16 protein-coding genes, 1 tRNA gene and 1 other RNA gene are annotated in these 15,850 nt (G+C 62.8%); 14 read left to right on the forward strand and 4 right to left on the reverse strand.

Features of this window, described 5'->3' with window-relative positions:
- Positions 1–723 (forward strand): sensor histidine kinase (locus tag ACEQXE_RS06915; protein WP_370178201.1); only part of this gene is annotated, 723 nt, incomplete at its 5' end.
- A 3-nt stretch (positions 724–726) separates the two neighbouring features.
- On the opposite strand, the gene ACEQXE_RS06920 is transcribed toward ACEQXE_RS06915, so the two are convergent.
- Positions 727–930, reverse strand: a complete 204-nt coding sequence (locus ACEQXE_RS06920; protein ID WP_370178202.1) for a hypothetical protein — start codon at positions 928–930, stop codon at positions 727–729.
- Between the two features lie 183 nt (positions 931–1,113).
- Here ACEQXE_RS06920 and ACEQXE_RS06925 point away from each other — a divergent pair, with 183 nt between their 5' ends.
- The 6 genes from ACEQXE_RS06925 (at position 1,114) to ACEQXE_RS06950 (ending at position 6,585) form a co-directional block, all read left to right on the forward strand.
- Positions 1,114–2,136 (forward strand): polyprenyl synthetase family protein, encoded by a 1,023-nt coding sequence (locus ACEQXE_RS06925; RefSeq protein WP_370178203.1) that lies wholly within the window; start codon positions 1,114–1,116, stop codon positions 2,134–2,136.
- Positions 2,137–2,265: 129 nt separating this feature from the next.
- Complete coding sequence (locus ACEQXE_RS06930) at positions 2,266–3,072, forward strand: hypothetical protein (RefSeq protein WP_370178204.1); 807 nt, start codon at positions 2,266–2,268, stop codon at positions 3,070–3,072.
- Between the two features lie 159 nt (positions 3,073–3,231).
- A complete protein-coding gene (locus ACEQXE_RS06935) occupies positions 3,232–3,636 on the forward strand; it encodes a hypothetical protein (RefSeq protein ID WP_370178205.1) in 405 nt (134 codons plus the stop codon).
- Entirely contained in the window at positions 3,636–3,854 is a 219-nt protein-coding gene (locus ACEQXE_RS06940) for a helix-turn-helix transcriptional regulator (RefSeq protein ID WP_370178206.1), read from the forward strand. Before ACEQXE_RS06935 ends, ACEQXE_RS06940 begins: the two co-directional genes overlap by 1 nt.
- A gap of 30 nt (positions 3,855–3,884) precedes the next feature.
- Complete coding sequence (gene hrpB / locus ACEQXE_RS06945) at positions 3,885–6,290, forward strand: ATP-dependent helicase HrpB (RefSeq protein ID WP_372524232.1); 2,406 nt, start codon at positions 3,885–3,887, stop codon at positions 6,288–6,290.
- Positions 6,291–6,306: 16 nt separating this feature from the next.
- On the forward strand, positions 6,307–6,585 hold the full coding sequence (locus ACEQXE_RS06950; protein WP_370178208.1) for an ETC complex I subunit: 279 nt from the start codon (positions 6,307–6,309) through the stop codon (positions 6,583–6,585).
- Between the two features lie 28 nt (positions 6,586–6,613).
- Here the strand turns inward: ACEQXE_RS06950 and ACEQXE_RS06955 are convergent, their stop codons facing one another.
- Entirely contained in the window at positions 6,614–7,078 is a 465-nt protein-coding gene (locus tag ACEQXE_RS06955) for a hypothetical protein (RefSeq protein ID WP_370178209.1), read from the reverse strand.
- 153 nt (positions 7,079–7,231) lie between these two features.
- On the opposite strand from ACEQXE_RS06955, the gene ffs reads away from it, so the two are divergent.
- An RNA gene (ffs, locus tag ACEQXE_RS06960) (signal recognition particle sRNA small type) lies at positions 7,232–7,326 on the forward strand.
- 26 nt (positions 7,327–7,352) lie between these two features.
- On the opposite strand, the gene ACEQXE_RS06965 is transcribed toward ffs, so the two are convergent.
- The gene (locus ACEQXE_RS06965; protein WP_370182546.1) at positions 7,353–7,823 is read right to left on the reverse strand and encodes a hypothetical protein; all 471 of its coding nucleotides are present in this window, start codon (positions 7,821–7,823) and stop codon (positions 7,353–7,355) included.
- A gap of 98 nt (positions 7,824–7,921) precedes the next feature.
- Between ACEQXE_RS06965 and ACEQXE_RS06970 the strand changes: the two genes are divergently transcribed.
- From ACEQXE_RS06970 to ACEQXE_RS06985, 4 genes are all read left to right on the forward strand, one after another.
- Positions 7,922–9,703, forward strand: a complete 1,782-nt coding sequence (locus tag ACEQXE_RS06970) for a DNA polymerase III subunit gamma/tau (protein WP_370178211.1) — start codon at positions 7,922–7,924, stop codon at positions 9,701–9,703.
- Complete coding sequence (locus tag ACEQXE_RS06975; RefSeq protein ID WP_370178212.1) at positions 9,700–10,041, forward strand: YbaB/EbfC family nucleoid-associated protein; 342 nt, start codon at positions 9,700–9,702, stop codon at positions 10,039–10,041. The genes ACEQXE_RS06970 and ACEQXE_RS06975 overlap by 4 nt, the downstream gene beginning before the upstream one ends.
- 141 nt (positions 10,042–10,182) lie before the next feature.
- Positions 10,183–12,576: an endopeptidase La gene (lon, locus tag ACEQXE_RS06980; protein WP_370178213.1), complete on the forward strand. Its 2,394-nt coding sequence runs from the start codon at positions 10,183–10,185 to the stop codon at positions 12,574–12,576.
- 199 nt (positions 12,577–12,775) lie between these two features.
- A complete protein-coding gene (locus tag ACEQXE_RS06985) occupies positions 12,776–13,048 on the forward strand; it encodes an HU family DNA-binding protein (RefSeq protein ID WP_370178214.1) in 273 nt (90 codons plus the stop codon).
- A gap of 105 nt (positions 13,049–13,153) precedes the next feature.
- Here the strand turns inward: ACEQXE_RS06985 and rlmB are convergent, their stop codons facing one another.
- Positions 13,154–13,951 (reverse strand): 23S rRNA (guanosine(2251)-2'-O)-methyltransferase RlmB, encoded by a 798-nt coding sequence (gene rlmB, locus ACEQXE_RS06990; RefSeq protein WP_370178215.1) that lies wholly within the window; start codon positions 13,949–13,951, stop codon positions 13,154–13,156.
- A 129-nt stretch (positions 13,952–14,080) separates the two neighbouring features.
- On the opposite strand from rlmB, the gene ACEQXE_RS06995 reads away from it, so the two are divergent.
- Both ACEQXE_RS06995 and ACEQXE_RS07000 read left to right on the forward strand, forming a co-directional pair.
- Positions 14,081–14,166 (forward strand) — tRNA-Tyr (locus ACEQXE_RS06995).
- A 79-nt stretch (positions 14,167–14,245) separates the two neighbouring features.
- Complete coding sequence (locus ACEQXE_RS07000) at positions 14,246–15,817, forward strand: hypothetical protein (protein ID WP_370178216.1); 1,572 nt, start codon at positions 14,246–14,248, stop codon at positions 15,815–15,817.
- The last annotated feature ends 33 nt before the right edge of the window (positions 15,818–15,850 follow it).

Raw genomic sequence — 15,850 nt, forward strand, 5'->3', positions numbered from 1 at the left:
GGCAGCAACCGGGTGACCGATCCGCTGCCGCTGGAGGTGCAGCCGCTGGTGCAGGAGCTGAACATGCTGCTGGAGCACTCCGAGCGGCAGGCAGAGGAAGCGCGCACACATGCGGGCAACCTCGCCCATGCGCTCAAGACCCCGCTGACCGTGGTGAACAATGCCGCGACCGCACATGCCCCCGACTTGGCCGATACCGTGATCCGCGAGGCGCGCACGATGCGCCGCCATGTCGACCACCACCTCGCCCGCGCCCGCGCGGTGGGGCGCCGCGCGGTGGGCCATGCGCAGACGCCGGTGCGCGAAAGTGTGGAGGCCGTGCGCCGCGCGGTCGAGCGGCTCTACCCCGACGTGCGCTTCGATATCGACGGGTCGAAGGAGGCGCGCGTCTCCATCGAACGCCAGGACCTCGACGAAATTGTCGGCAACCTGATCGAGAATGCAGCCAAGTACGGCGGCGGCAGCGTGTTCGTGACGATCGACGCCGAACCCGAAGACAGGCGCTGTGTCATCTGGGTCGAGGATGACGGGATGGGCATTCCCGAAGAAAAGCGGATCGAGATCTTCGACCGCGGCGCCCGGCTCGATACGGGCAAGCCCGGCACCGGGCTGGGCCTCGCCATCGTGCGCGACGTGGCTGAGATCTATGGCGGTTCGGTCGACCTTGCCGAAAGCGAGGATCTGGGCGGCTTGCTGGTGCGGCTCTCGCTGCCGCGTTCGTAAGGCTCAGGCGCTCACCGGATCATCGTTGGTGAAGGCGGCGAGCCCGATCCCCAAGGCCACGATCCCGGCCAGGACCCACATGCCCGAACCACCGATTGCGCTTTCGCCTTCGACCGGCGCGGTGCCTCGCAGGCTGGTCTCGGCAGCCAATGGCGACGCGGCGATGGCGGCGGTGGCGAACAGGGTGAGGGCGGGGCGGGCTTTCATCGCGGTTCCTCCGGGAATTGCCCCAGTGCCCTACCGCGTTTCGCGCGGTCGATCCATGTGCAACCTGCTGCTCCAGCGCTGCACGAAAGCCGCACCACGGCATCGGATCGTGACCGGCATGCAACACGCCATGCTGCTAATGCGCTTGCATGGATCGGTCCGCTTGGCCAAAGCATGCCCGCAATGACCGCCGAGATCGTTCCTTTCGCCAAAACGTCCAGCGGGCCTGCCGCTTCGATCGATGCGATGCTGGCTTTGACTGCCCCCGGCATGAACGCGGTGAACACCGTGATCCTGGACCGGATGCAGAGCGAGATTCCGCTGATCCCGCGCCTTGCCGGGCACCTGATTTCGGGCGGCGGCAAGCGCCTGCGCCCGATGCTGACGCTCGCCGGGGCGGAGCTGGTCGGATACCAGGGCACGCGCCATCACAAGCTCGCCGCCGCGGTGGAATTCCTCCACACCGCCACGCTGCTGCACGACGATGTGGTGGACGGCAGCGAGATGCGCCGGGGCAAGGCCGCCGCGAATATCATCTTCGGCAATCCCGCGACCGTGCTGGTAGGCGATTTCCTGTTCAGCCGCGCGTTCGAACTGATGACCGAGGATGGCAGCCTGAAGGTGCTGAAAATCCTCTCCTCCGCCAGCGCGATCATTGCCGAGGGCGAGGTCGCGCAGCTGACCGCGCAGCGCAAGATCACCACCAGCGAACAGCGCTATCTCGACATTATCGGTTCGAAGACCGCTGCGCTGTTTGCCGCCGCCAGCCGCATCTCCGCCGTGGTCGCCGAATGCAGCGATGCGGAGGAGCAGGCGCTCGACGATTATGGCCGCAACCTCGGCATCGCGTTCCAGCTGGTCGACGATGCGCTCGATTACTCGTCCGACGCGGCGGAGATGGGCAAGGACCGGGGCGACGATTTCCGCGAGGGCAAGATGACGCTGCCGGTGATCCTCGCCTATTCGCGCGGCGACGCGGAGGAGCGGGCGTTCTGGGAGGCCGCAATCCTGGGTCACCGCACTTCGGACGAAGACCTCGCCCACGCGGTGTCGCTGGTGGAGAAGCACGACTGCGTCACCGCGACGCGCGAACGGGCGCAGCACTTCGCGCAGCGGGCCGCCGATGCGCTGTCGATCTTCCCCGATGGCAAGGCGCGCGAAGCAATGGTCGAAGCCGCGCATTTCGCGGTTGCGCGGGGGTTTTAAAGACGGGACGATTTGGTGCGTCTGGTACTCTTGGTGATGTGAGTTGCTAGCGGTAAGAAGCCCGAGTAAATACAGATTCAACGATATTTCGGGCGGCTGTGGCTTCTTGTTGGTTCAGAGTTCCATCCCATGAACACATCACCAGAGCAGACTGGATGCCCCTATCTCCACAGCGAAAATAGTGGACAACTTTGCGAGGCTTGGCGCGCCGCTACAGCTACTCAACAGTCTGCCGACTTCGCCTACGCCGCTAATTGGATCGATGGATTCGGAGCAATATTTGCTTTCATAAGTGTAATGCTCCTAATTTGCACATTACGACTTACGCGAAAGCAGGTTCGCGTTACAATTGAAGATCGAGACAATGCGAGGGAAGAGGCAGCAAAGCTTTCTGTCATTACCGCGAGCGCGTTGGCTCAGGCGAGAAGAAGCGCTGACGCGGCAACTGAGCAATCCAAAACCGCCGCTGAAGCAGCCGCTAAAGAGTTCCGACCGCACGTCACTGTCAGAGCTTTGTCATTAATGATTCAATCAGAAAATGGCCAGCCATTTACCCAAATTCTGGTAAGAAACATCGGGAGAGGACTTGCCCTTGGGTGCGTAGTTTCCGCAAGGACCGAAGTTGCGCACTTCTTGGACCCCGAGCTGGGAGACCTGGAAATTATTGGGGGAAGCAGTGTTCACCTAATGCCTAGCGAACATTTAGATTTGCCAGTTCGTCCCTCTCAGTCGTTCTCCGAAAAAGAATTGAAAGAGATAACAAACGGAAACCCGGTTCGAATGTGGACGCATGGAAAAGTGGACTACTTTGACGAAAGCGGTGGGGCACATACCACGCATTTTGCATTTGCGTATTCCGGCGGCCCCTTGTTGCGCAGTGAACGGGATGAGGCACCGCGTTATGAGATGCCTCTCAGTCTTCCTCCTCCTACATAGACTGAGCAAGTTTCAGGCCATCGCGTGCGCTGACATTTGAGGCCTATTGGGATGAAGCAATCCACGTTCGATCCCACCCAATTGTGTAAAAAATATTCGACATTCGCCTCCAAATCTCCTATGTAGAAGATATTCTACACAACAGAGGAGATTCGCATCATGTCGTTTAGGGAAAAATCCGCATGGGTCATGGGGGTTATCATGCTCGCCACGGGCGGCTGGTACGCCCAGCTGGTCGCGGCGGCGCCGCAGGCTCCGGTGATCGGCCCGCTGATCCCCTATGTGCTCGCGGTGATCGTGCTCTCGATCGTCGCGCAGGTGATCCTCGCGATCCTGTCCCCCAAGGAGGCCGACGCGCCAGCCGACGAGCGCGAGAAAATCGCGATCGACCGCGCGGGGAACTGGTCGGGCGTTATCCTCGGCTTCGGGGTGATCACCGCCATCGTCATGTATATCGGCGGGTGGACGCCCACGATGCTGGTGCACGCGATTGTCGGCGCGCTCATCATCTCCACAATCGCGGAGTACGTGTTCCAGATCGTCCTGTTCCGCAGGGCGTCCTGATGGCAAAGCGTCCGCCGATCACCAACCGAGTGCGCGAGTTGCGTGAGGAGCATGGCAAGATGAGCCAAGCCGCGCTGGGCGAGGCGGTGGGGGTGACGCGCCACACGATCATCGCGATCGAACAGGGGCGTTATTCCCCCAGTCTCGAAACCAGCTTTCGCATTGCGCGGCTGTTCGGCGTAGGGGTGGAAGACGTGTTCGGCTGGGAAGGGGACTGAGCGCTGGCCGAGCTGCCGATCAATGCCGTACTGCCGCAGGTGAAGGCCGCGTTGCGCGATGGGCCCAACGCGGTGCTGGTCGCGCCGCCGGGGGCGGGCAAGACGACCGCCGTAGCGCCTGCGTTGCTGGAAGAGGCGTGGTGCACGGGCGAGATCCTGCTGCTCTCGCCCCGCCGCGTCGCGGCGCGCTCCGCTGCCGAACGGATGGCGTCGATGCTCGGCGAGAAACCCGGCGAGACGATCGGGTACCTCACGCGGCTGGACTCGAAACGGTCTGCGAAGACGCGCGTAACCGTCTTGACTGAAGCGATTTTTCTCAATCGCATCGTGGCCGACCCCGAACTGCCGGGGGTCTCCGCCGTGCTGTTCGACGAGGCGCACGAGCGGCACCTGGACAGCGATTTCGGGCTCGCCCTGGCGCTGGAGACGCAAGGCGTGCTGCGCGAGGACCTGCGCCTGCTGGTCATGTCCGCCACTCTCGATGGGGAACGGTTTGCGGGGCTAATGGACGATTGCGCCGTGATCGAGAGCGAGGGGCGCAGTCATCCGCTGCAAATCCAATGGCTTGGATCGAGTGGCGTAGAGCGATTCGAGGATTCATTGGCCGATGCGGTAACGCAAGCGTGGCGCGATGAGGAGGGCGATATCCTCGCCTTCCTGCCCGGCGTGCGCGAGATCGAGCGGGTGTGCGAACGGCTGGAGCTGCGGCTGCGAGATGCGGTGATCCTGCCGCTGCATGGGCAGATCGACCCCGCAGGCCAGCGCGCCGCTATCCGCAGCGATGCGCAGGGCCGTCGCCGGATAGTGCTGGCGACCGCGATTGCCGAGACCTCGCTGACATTGGATGGCGTGCGCGTGGTGGTCGATGGTGGCCTCTCGCGCCGGGCCGAATACGATCGCGCGGCGGGCGGCAACCGGTTGGTGACCGTGCAGGCATCGCAGGCTTCGGCAACGCAGCGGGCAGGGCGCGCGGCACGTCAGGCACCGGGTGTCGCGTATCGTCTGTGGGCGGAAGCCGCGCATGCCGGTCGCCCTACATTCGAGCCGCCCGAAATCACCACCAGTGACCTCGCGCCGCTGGTGCTGACGCTCGCCAAGTGGGGCGAGAGCGAGCCCGCCAAACTGCGCTGGCTCGATCCGCCGCCCGCCGCCTCGCTGGCGACGGCGCGTGGCGAATTGCAGGCACTGGGCGCGCTGGATGAAGACGGGCGGATTACCCCGCAGGGCGAGGCGATGGCGCAGCTGCCGCTCGATCCCGCTGGCGCGGCGATGGTGCTGTTCGGCGCGCGACATGGCTGTGCGGACCGTGCCGCGCAGCTCGTCCTCTTGTCGCAGGAGCGGGGGCTGGGCGGTCGCGGGGAGGATCTTGAGGCGCGGCTTTCGCGTTGGAAGGGCGATCGCGGCGCGCGTGCAGAGGCGAGCCGCAAGCTGGCGGGACGGTGGGCGGCACTCGCCGACAAGCTGGTCGCGAGTGACGGGAAAGCTGATCCGTCCTTTGCAATCATCCTCGCTGCCGGACGCCCTGGATTCGTGGCGAAGCGCCGCAACTCGTCTGGCGAGGAATGGCTGGCGGCGAATGGCCGCGGCTATCGTCTCGACCCGGCGTCACCCGTGGCGCGGGCCGAATACTGCGTGATCGGCGATGCGCAGGGGACGGCGCAGGGTGCCCGGATTACCGCGGCGGTCGCGCTCGATGAAGCGGACTTGCGCGCATGGATGGGTGAGAGGGTCGAACTGCACCGCACCTTGCGTTGGACCGGGGATCGCGTGGAGGCACGGCGCGAAGAACGGCTGGGTGCGCTGATCCTGTCGCGCGGGCCCGATCCCGAACCCGATATGGCGGCGGTGCAGGCGCTCCTGGTGGAGAAGGCTCTGCAAGAGCTTGGCGACTTGCTTCCGGCAGACATCCTCGCGCGTGCACGCTTCGCAGGCGTCGAAGGCCTGTCGCTCGATACCTTGCGAGAGGGCGGAGACTTGTGGCTCGCGCCCCTCCTTGCGGGGCGGCGCGATCTTGCGGTGGGCCAGGGCAAGCTGACCGACGCTGCTCTCGGCATGCTCGACTGGAACGAACGGCAGCGGCTGGACGACGCCGCGCCGCGCGAGTTCACTTCGCCCGCTGGTACGCGCCACGCGATCGACTATTCCGGGCAGGACGCGCCCTCGGTCGAGGTGCGAGTGCAGGCGCTCTACGGGCTCGACAGGCATCCAATGATCGGGCGGGGGAAAGAGGCTGTGCCGTTGCTCCTCAAGCTCACCAGCCCCGCCGGGCGCCCGGTGCAGGCAACGCGCGACTTGCCCGCCTTCTGGCGCGGCAGCTGGGCGGACGTGCGCAAGGACATGAAAGGCCGCTACCCCAAGCATCGTTGGCCTGAGGAACCGTGGGCCGAGGTTGCCAGCCTGAAGACCAAGAATGCCTTTTCACGCGGGCAAAGCTGAATTAGGGACTTCAATCATGGCAGCACGTATTTACCAGCGACCCAAGAACGCGATGCAATCGGGCAAGGCGCGGACCGATGAATGGGTGCTCGAATTCGAGCAGACCGAGGCGCGTCGGGCCGATCCGCTGATGGGCTGGACCGGCAGCGGCGATACGCAGGCGCAGGTTGTGTTGACGTTTCCGGGCAAGGACGAGGCGAAAGCCTATGCCGAGAAGCACGGGATTGCTGCGCGCGTGCACGCGACGCCGCCCAAGCACCTCAAGCTGCAGGCCTACGCCGACAATTTCAGGTAATGCCGACCGGCGCTTGGGGCTGTAACGATCAGATCTCGTCGGCCATCATAGTGTCCACCAAATCGCTGACCTCGATCCCGCGCACCGGGTCCGCAGTGGCCCCTTGCCAGCGAGCGACGCCCGATTGCACGGCAGCGCGACAATCGCTCGCATCATGGCCGATATCCTCGACCAGGTAGATCATGGCCGTCGCATAGTCGCCGGTGAAGCGAATATCGTCGCAATCGCCATCGTTCGCGAAGTCACCCGCGTCGTCGCCGAATTCGATATCTTCGTAGGACATCGGTTCATCGAACAGCGGATTAAGCTCGATATTACCGCGGCTGAAGGCGGTGCGGCAATCACTTGCGTCGCGGCCGATATTGTCGGTGAGGGTTTCGGCCGACATTCCCAGGCCCACGAACCGGGGATCGTCGCATTCACCGTCCTGCGCGAAAGCCGAATCGTCAGCTCCAAAGTCGATCGTGAAATCCTGCATTGCTGCTGCAGGCATACTGGCGATGCCCAATGCCAAACCCAATATCGAAACGCGCAGGTACATGGCCATCCTCCCGAAACGAGCGCGAAGGTAGGGCTGCGGCAACTCAAACGCAATTCGCCAAATTCGCGGCATTGCAATCCATGCGATCACAGCACATATGCCCTGCCGGGAGTCGGGTGGACGTTTGCGTTCGCTCACCGGGTCAGGTCCGGAAGGAAGCAGCCCAGGTGAATTGCGGCGGGTCGCTCGGCTCCTTTTTTGCACGCCATTGCGAACCAAGACAAAGCTAGACCGGCGGCCCATTGGTGCAGTTGAGGTATGTCGAACTCGCTCCCCCCGAGACGGTCAGCCACAGTGTCCTGCGCTTGCCAGCATAGTTGACCTGCTTGATCCACCGATGCTCGGCGATGAAGAGCGGAAAAGTGTTTACGTCTGGCCTCGGCTCCCGCCAGCCCCGAGACTCGACAAATCGATCCAGTTGCGCAGCCAAGAGATCGCTGCTGAAATCCTCCTTGGTCACGGCTCGATAGGAAAGTCTTCTGATTTTTCCCGTCCTGGGATCAACCGATACCTTGAACTGAGTAAACCTGCCGATTGCGGGTCTGAGCCAATTCCATTCGGTCGGCCTGGCAAGGTCCGGACTTGGCAGTTGCTCAAATAGCCCCGCCACTCCGCCCGCCCCATTGCACATCTTGTCCAACTCGGTTTCGCCGATCGTGGTGGGTAAGCTGGATGCGAGCGAAGCCATGACCAGCACTGATAAGCCAACTGCCAAGATTGCTACTCCCTCGTCATTCGGATCAAACCACCAATCCGACTTCGACAAGCAGCCTAGCCTGACCTAAGATCATAGCAATGACCGATTCCGACATACCCGACAGCGAAGCCGAAGCGCCGTCCGCCGCCGAACTGGAGGCGGCGGGGCAGAACTCCATGTTCGGCGATCCCGATCCGAAGCCCGAACCGACGGTCGAAGCGGCTCCCGTACCTGCCGCCGACCCCGCGCAGCCCTATCGCGTGCTTGCGCGCAAGTATCGTCCGCAGACTTTCAGCCAGCTGATCGGGCAGGAACCGATGGTGCAGACGCTGGCCAACGCGATAAAGCGCGACCGGCTGGCCCATGCCTTCCTGATGACCGGCGTTCGTGGGGTGGGGAAGACCTCGACCGCGCGTCTGATCGCCAAGGCGCTCAATTGCATCGGGCCGGACGGGCAGGGCGGGCCGACGATCGATCCGTGCGGAGTGTGCGAGCATTGCCTCGCAATTGCCGAAGGTCGCCATATCGATGTGATCGAGATGGACGCCGCATCGCATACCGGCGTCGACGACGTGCGCGAGATCATCGAGGCGGTACGTTATGCTGCGGTCAGCGCGCGCTACAAGATCTACATCATCGACGAAGTTCACATGCTGTCGCGCAATGCTTTCAATGCGTTGCTCAAGACACTTGAGGAACCGCCCGCACATGTGAAGTTTCTCTTCGCCACCACCGAAGTCGACAAGCTGCCGGTAACCGTGCTCAGCCGCACGCAGCGCTTCGACTTGCGGCGCATCCCGACCGAACGGCTGGCCGAGCATTTCGCGTGGGTCTGTTCCGAAGAAGGCGTCGAGGCAGAGCCGGAGGCACTCGCCCTTATTTCCGCCGCTGCCGAAGGTTCGGTGCGCGACGGGCTCTCGATCCTCGACCAGGCGATAGCTCATGCGGACCTCGATGAAGGGAGCAAGGTTACCGCAGCCCGCGTGCGCGACATGCTGGGCCTCGCAGATGCGGGGGCGCAGCGGCGCATGCTCGGCTGCATCCTTGAAGGCGAGCCCAAGGCGATGCTCGATGCCGTGGCGGACCAGTACGCGCTGGGGGTAGAGCCGCTGGCGCTGATGCGATCGCTGATGGAAATCGTCCATCGCATCACGGTGATGCAGATCGGCGGAGCGATGCCCGACCTCCTTGGTGAAGAGGAACGCGGGCAGCTGTCCGACTGGGCCGAACGGCTGGCGCCCGGTCAGCTCCATCGCCTGTGGCAGTTGCTGCTCAAGGGCTACGACGAGGTCAAGACCGCGCCCGATCCGCTGGTGAGCGCACAGATGGCTCTGCTCCGGCTGATCCACGCGGCGGACGCGCCCGATCCCGGTTCGCTGGTCAAGCGGATGGAGGAGCTTGCCAAGGGCATGCCTGCCACGCCCTCCGCTTCGAGCGATGGACCTGCGGCCAGCGATGCACCCAAAGCATCTGCCGCTACGCCGCACACCGATTTCGCCGCCCTTGTCGGTCTGGTCGAGGACGCTGGCGAGTATATCGCCGCCAGTATCATGCGCCTACAACTGCGCGTGATTGCGCTAGAGGCCGGCACGATCACCTTCGCGCGTGCGCCGGAATATACCGACCGGATTGACGCGGAATTGCGAGCAGCCCTGCACAAGGCCACCGGTCGCACGTGGGTGCTCAACGAAGTGTCCGACCCTGACGCGCCGCCCAGCATGTCCGAAGCCGAGCAGGCGCAGGCCTCCGCATTGCGTACCGAGATGGAAACTCACCCGCTGATGCAGGCGGCACGCGCCGCTTTCCCCCAGGCAGAGCTGCTCGATGAAAAGGAACGAGCCTCTGCCAGCAACCCCCGCCAATGGAGCAAGCAAGCATGAAGTCGATGGAAGAGATGATGGCCGCCGCGCAGAAAGCGGCCGAGACGATCCAAAGCCAGATGGGCGACGCGCAGGCCAAGCTCGATTCGATCGAGGTGGAGGGCACTGCCGGGGGCGGGTTGGTGAAAGTGCGCTGCACAGCGCGCGGCCGCATCCTGGGCGTCTCGATAGACGACAGCCTGATGAAGCCGGAAGAAAAGCAGATGGTGGAAGACCTCGTCGCCGCCGCGTTCAACGATGCGCGCGGCAAGGCGGATCGCGTGTCGGGTGAAGAGATGCAGAAGATCCAGTCGGGCATGGGCCTTCCGCCGGGCTTCAACCTTCCCGGAATGGGGTAAGGAGCAGGGCTGCGGCGGGATCGCCGCTGTCCCCGCTGCATCCACAGCGCGTCCGCGCGGGCCATTGCAGGCACCGGGGGTTCGACCCATATTGACCGGCAAGGACGGGTGCGCGCCCAATCCGCGCGCCAATAGACAATCATGACTCAACGTTTTCCGCTCCTTCCGCTGCGCGATATCGTGGTGTTCCCGGGCATGGTCGTGCCGATCTTCGTCGGGCGTGAGCGCTCGGTTGCCGCACTCGAAGCGGCGATGGAAGGCGACAAGGACGTGTTCCTGCTCGCCCAGATCGATCCGGCATGCGAGGACCCCGACGGCTCGGACCTGTATGATATCGGCGTGGTCGCGCAGGTGCTGCAGATGCTCAAGATGCCCGACGGCACGGTTCGCGTGCTCGTGGAAGGCAGCGCGCGGGCGCATCTTACCGCACTCCACGACGATGGCGCTTACACCACGGCGGAAGTGCACCCGGTCGAGCAGGCGACCGTATCCGGCAGCGAAGTCACTGCGCTGATGCGAACCGTGGTCGAGCAGTTTGCCGAATACGCAAACCTATCGAAGAAGAACGAGAGCGCGGCCGAAGATCTGGGCGAGATCGACGATGCCGGTGCGCTGGCCGATGCGGTCGCCGCCGGACTTGCCCTGAAGGTAGCCGAAAAGCAGGCGCTGCTGACCGAGCCCGATCCGCGCAAGCGGCTGGAAATGCTGCTGAATGCGATGGAAGGCGAACTGTCGGTCCTGCAGGTGGAACGCCGTATCCGGGGCCGCGTGAAGCGGCAGATGGAGAAGACGCAGCGCGAATATTATCTCAACGAACAGCTGAAGGCGATCCAGACCGAACTGGGCGGTTCGGGCGATGGCGATGGCGACGAAATCGCAGAATTGCAGGAAAAGATCGAGAAACTGGAGCTGTCGGACGAGGCGCGGGCCAAGGCCGAAAGCGAGCTCAAGAAGCTCAAGGCGATGCAGCCGATGAGCGCGGAAGCGACCGTTATCCGCAATTACCTCGATGTGCTGCTCGACCTGCCGTGGGGTGAGAAGAGCGAGCTCAACAAGGACATCGCGAGCGCGCAGAAGGTGCTCGACGACGATCACTACGGGCTCGAGAAGGTCAAGGACCGGATCGTCGAATACCTCGCGGTCCAGGCGCGCACCAACAAGATCAAGGGCCCGATCCTGTGCCTCGTCGGGCCGCCGGGTGTCGGCAAGACCAGCCTCGGCAAGTCCATCGCTCATGCGACCGGGCGCGAATTCGTGCGCCAGTCGCTGGGCGGCGTGCGCGACGAGGCCGAGATCCGCGGCCATCGGCGCACCTATATCGGCTCGATGCCGGGCAAGATCGTCAAGAACCTCACCAAGGCCGGAACCAGCAATCCGCTGTTCCTGCTCGACGAGATCGACAAGCTCGGCCAGGATTTCCGTGGCGATCCCGCCTCGGCGCTGCTGGAAGTGCTGGACCCGGAGCAGAATGCGCGGTTCCAGGATCACTATCTGGAGGTCGATTACGACCTGTCCGACGTCATGTTCGTGTGCACCGCGAACACGCTGGACCTGCCGCAGCCCCTGCTCGACCGGATGGAGATCATCCGGCTGGAAGGGTATACCGAGGACGAGAAAGTCGAGATCGCGCAGCGCCACCTTCTGCCAAAGCAGATCGAGGATCACGGCCTCGTCGAAGACGAATTCTCGCTGACCGAAGAGGGTTTGCGCGACCTGATCCGCTACCACACCCGGGAAGCAGGCGTGCGCACGCTGGAGCGCGAGATTGCCAAGCTGGCGCGCAAGAGCTTGCGAAAGATCCTCGAAAAGGATTTCGAAGGGGTCGAGATCACGCCGGAAAATCTCGGCGAATTCGCAGGCGTGCGCAAGTTCAAGCATGGCCTTGGCGAAAAGGAAGCCCAGGTCGGTGCGGTGACGGGGCTCGCATGGACCGAAGTGGGCGGCGAACTGCTGACCATCGAAAGCGTGACGACGCCGGGGAAGGGCGACATCAAGACGACCGGCAAGCTGGGTGACGTGATGAACGAAAGCGTCGCCGCGGCCTTCAGCTTCGTGAAGGCGCGCGCGCCGGCCTATGGCATCCGGCCCTCGATCTTCCGGCGCAAGAACATCCACATCCACCTGCCCGAAGGTGCGGTGCCCAAGGATGGGCCGAGCGCGGGCGTAGGCATGGTCACCTCGATCGTTTCGACACTGGCTGGCATCCCGGTCCGCCCCGATATCGCGATGACGGGTGAGGTAACCCTGCGCGGGCGCGTGCTTGCGATCGGCGGGTTGAAGGAAAAGCTGCTTGCGGCGCGCCGCGGCGGCATTCCCAAGGTGCTGATCCCCGAGGATAATGTGAAGGACCTGGCGGAAATCCCCGATCGCATCACCGACGGGGTAGAGATCGTGCCTGTCAGCCACGTCGACGAAGTGCTGGCGCATGCGCTGGTGCGCGCCGTGGATCCGATCGAATGGACCGAGGCCGACGATCTGGCGAGTCAGCCGCGCGGCGGGCCTCCGTTTGCCGAAAGTGGGCAGACCACGCATTAACGCGTGGTATGTTCACCTTTCATCCCGGCCTTTCCCCAGAGTTTTACACAGGGTTGACGGCTGTAAACCAAAAAATCGCACGATTCTGCGCTTTTTTCTCAATTTGTCTTTGACAGACTCGTGACGAAGGTTTCAGGTGGGTGCATTCGCATGAGGCGGATCACCACGTAGAAAGTCTGGGACTGAGGGGTTTTTCCGAATGAACAAGAATGAGCTGATCGGCGCTGTCGCTGAATCCTGTGGCCTTTCCAAAACCGATGCTTCGAACGCCGTCGAAGGTGTTTTCGATTCCATCCAGAAGGCGCTCTCCAATGGTGATGAGGTTCGGCTTGTCGGTTTCGGCACGTTCTCGGTTGCCAAGCGTAAGGCTTCGACCGGCCGCAACCCGCGCACCGGCGAACCGATGGAAATCAAGGCTTCCAACCAGCCGAAGTTCAAGGCTGGCAAGGGCCTGAAGGACGCCGTAAACTAATACCTTTTTGGTAGCGCTCTCTCGCAGGGCGCAGTTTTTGAAGACCCCGCCGGGTGGTGGACCGGCGGGGTTTTTTTATGCCCGCAGCGATCCTACGCCGGGAATTCAGCCTTCGCGGGTCGCCAGCGCGTACAGCGCAATCGCCGCTGCGTTCGAGACGTTGAGGCTCTCCATCGCTTCGGCAATCGGCAGACGGGCAAGGGCATCGCAATGGCCCGCAATATTGTGCCGCAGCCCCGCGCCTTCCGCGCCCAGCACGATCGCGACCGGCCCGGTCGGCATCGCCTCGGCCAGCGTCATCTCGGCTTCGCCCGCCAACCCGATGCGCCAAAAGCCTTGTGCACACAGATCGTCGAGCGCCCGCGCCAGGTTGACCACCCGGACCCAAGGCACGGTTTCGAGCGCGCCGGAGGCAGACTTGGCGACCACGCCGCTTTCGGGCGGTGCATGCCGGTCCTGCGTCACGATGGCCGCGGCATTGAACGCAGCGGCCGAGCGCAAGATCGCGCCGACATTATGCGGGTCGGTGACCTGATCGAGAATGACGATCGGGCGAGCGGGGTCGGCGTCCTCGATCACTTCGGCAAGGTCGCGCTCTTCCAGCGGGGCGCATTCCAGCACCAGCCCCTGGTGCGGCGCATCGCGTGCGACCAGCCGATCCAGGTCTGCCGTGTCGGCATATTCGACCGGGAAATCCGGCGGGAGTTCGCCATCGAGAGCGGCGATGGCATCGCGCGTGGCCCACAGCTTGCGGTGCCTGCGATCGGGATTGAGCAGGGCGGCTTCCACCGCATGGTGTCCCCACAGGCGCACTTGCCCCGTACTCGCGCGGCCACTTCCGCGTCCGCCCTTCATCCTGCCTGCGCGCCCGCGAAGCGCTCTTTTTCGTTCCGGTTTTGTCATTGTTGCACGTCCTGCCAGCACGGCCATTGACAGGCAAGCGCGGCTTCTTCAAAGGGGCGCTCCTCGGCAAGCGGACGCGCGGAAACACGTGCCGCTTCTTGCATTGCCCCTATCGCAAACCAGCCCTGTGGACAGGTGGCCGAGTGGTTAAAGGCAGCAGACTGTAAATCTGCCCGCGCAAGCGTACGCTGGTTCGAATCCAGCCCTGTCCACCATTTCTTCTCAACCCCTTGAGAAGTCTTAAAATCGCGGAAATTCAGTGGCTTTGATCCGGCTGGGTGCTACAATCGTAGCATGAAGGACGAGCCTTTGTATCTGACGAAGAACAGCCACGGGGTTTATTACTACCGTCGCCCAATCCTCGCCGACGACCAGACATTTTGGCGCGGGCCGTCTGGCAAGCCGAAAAAAGAGTGGATTCGCTCCTTACGCACTAAGGATCGCCGCATAGCCATTGAGCGAATGGCCGACGCTGCTGATCTTTATGATGCGGAGCGCGAGAGTTGGCGCATGCAATATGTGGCCCAGGAGGCTTCTGGGGGGCCTTCTGTGACAGAAAGGGAGGTTGAGGAGCGTGAGGCTGCCGAAGCCGCATTAGCGGCACAAGAGGCAAGGAGAGCTGCGCGTAGAGAACTACGAGTTGAGCGACGAAAGCGTGCGGCGATGACGACATCGGAGCTGACCCCCGAGGACGCTGCATGGCATGACATCCTACGAGAAAAAGACGCAGAGCTGGCCGAGTTACGAGAGGCCGTAGGCAAAGCACGGGTTAGCAATGCCGCGCTCGCGATCCAAACGGGCCGCGCCCCTGCCGTAGAGGGTCCAACCGTTGAGCAGCTCATAGAAGCCTATGAGGCGGACAAGTCGCCCGGCTGGAGCGGTTCGAGCAAAAAGGCGATAAAACCAGTTTTCAGACTGCTGCGAGATATTTTTCCCGGACGACCAATTCAAAGCATAAGTAGGGCAGAGGCTCGCAGTCTCGTGACTACGTTGGAGGCACTCCCGAGAAATATGGGGAAGCGGAAGGAGCTACGCGGCCTCAAAGTTCCCGAGGCGGTCGAGATGGGCCGTGAGATGGGGATGCCGACAATTAGCCCCAAAACAATCAACGACGGGTATCTGTTACACATAGCATCTATGTGGAATTGGGCGGTCAATGAACAATGGGCCACAGCGAACCCGTTCAAGGGCCTTTCTGTACACGATCCGGTCGATGACAGTGAGCGGCGCGACCCCTTCACGGTGGAGCAACTCCAGCAGCTTTTTACTTCCGGTCTTTGGTCGGAGCCGTGGAATAGCGATCGGGACAAGCCTGGAGAGTATTGGGTTCCGCTAATCTGCCTTTTCCACGGCCTTCGCAATGGTGAGGCGGCAGGGCTCCGCGTTGAGGACATCGGAGAGGAGGATGGAGTGCCTGTGCTCCGTGTAAAACCTTATGAGGGGAAGGGGATCAAGAACGCCAGTTCTCGCGCAGTAATCCCTATCCACCCCAAGGTCTTGGAACTGGGCCTCCTAGATCATGTTAAAGCGAGAAAGCGGGCTGGGTTTATCCTCATTTTCCCAGAAGGTACCCCGAACAATCGAGGTCAGATTGCGGCAAAACTAGCAGAGAGGTTTAGTGGGCGTGTGAAGCGGCTTGGCTTCGAAGGCCGCAAGTTGGGGATGCATTCGTTTCGTCATAATTTTGAGGACAGGCTGCGCGAAGCCGAGCTTTCAGAGCGAATGGCTCTTGCTCTAGCGCGGCGTTCGGAGAAGGGGTCTAGCAGCTCCTATGGAGACGGTTTCTCTGCTCGCCTTAAGGCGGCGGCGATTGCTAAGGTCCAGTATCAGGGATTAAACCTCTCCCATCTAGTCCCGAGAGTATGAGTGGGCGCGGCTTTGGAGAGACGCCGAGATGCT

Source organism: Alteriqipengyuania sp. (assembly GCF_964222115.1).
Classification (GTDB): Bacteria; Pseudomonadota; Alphaproteobacteria; order Sphingomonadales; family Sphingomonadaceae; genus Alteriqipengyuania.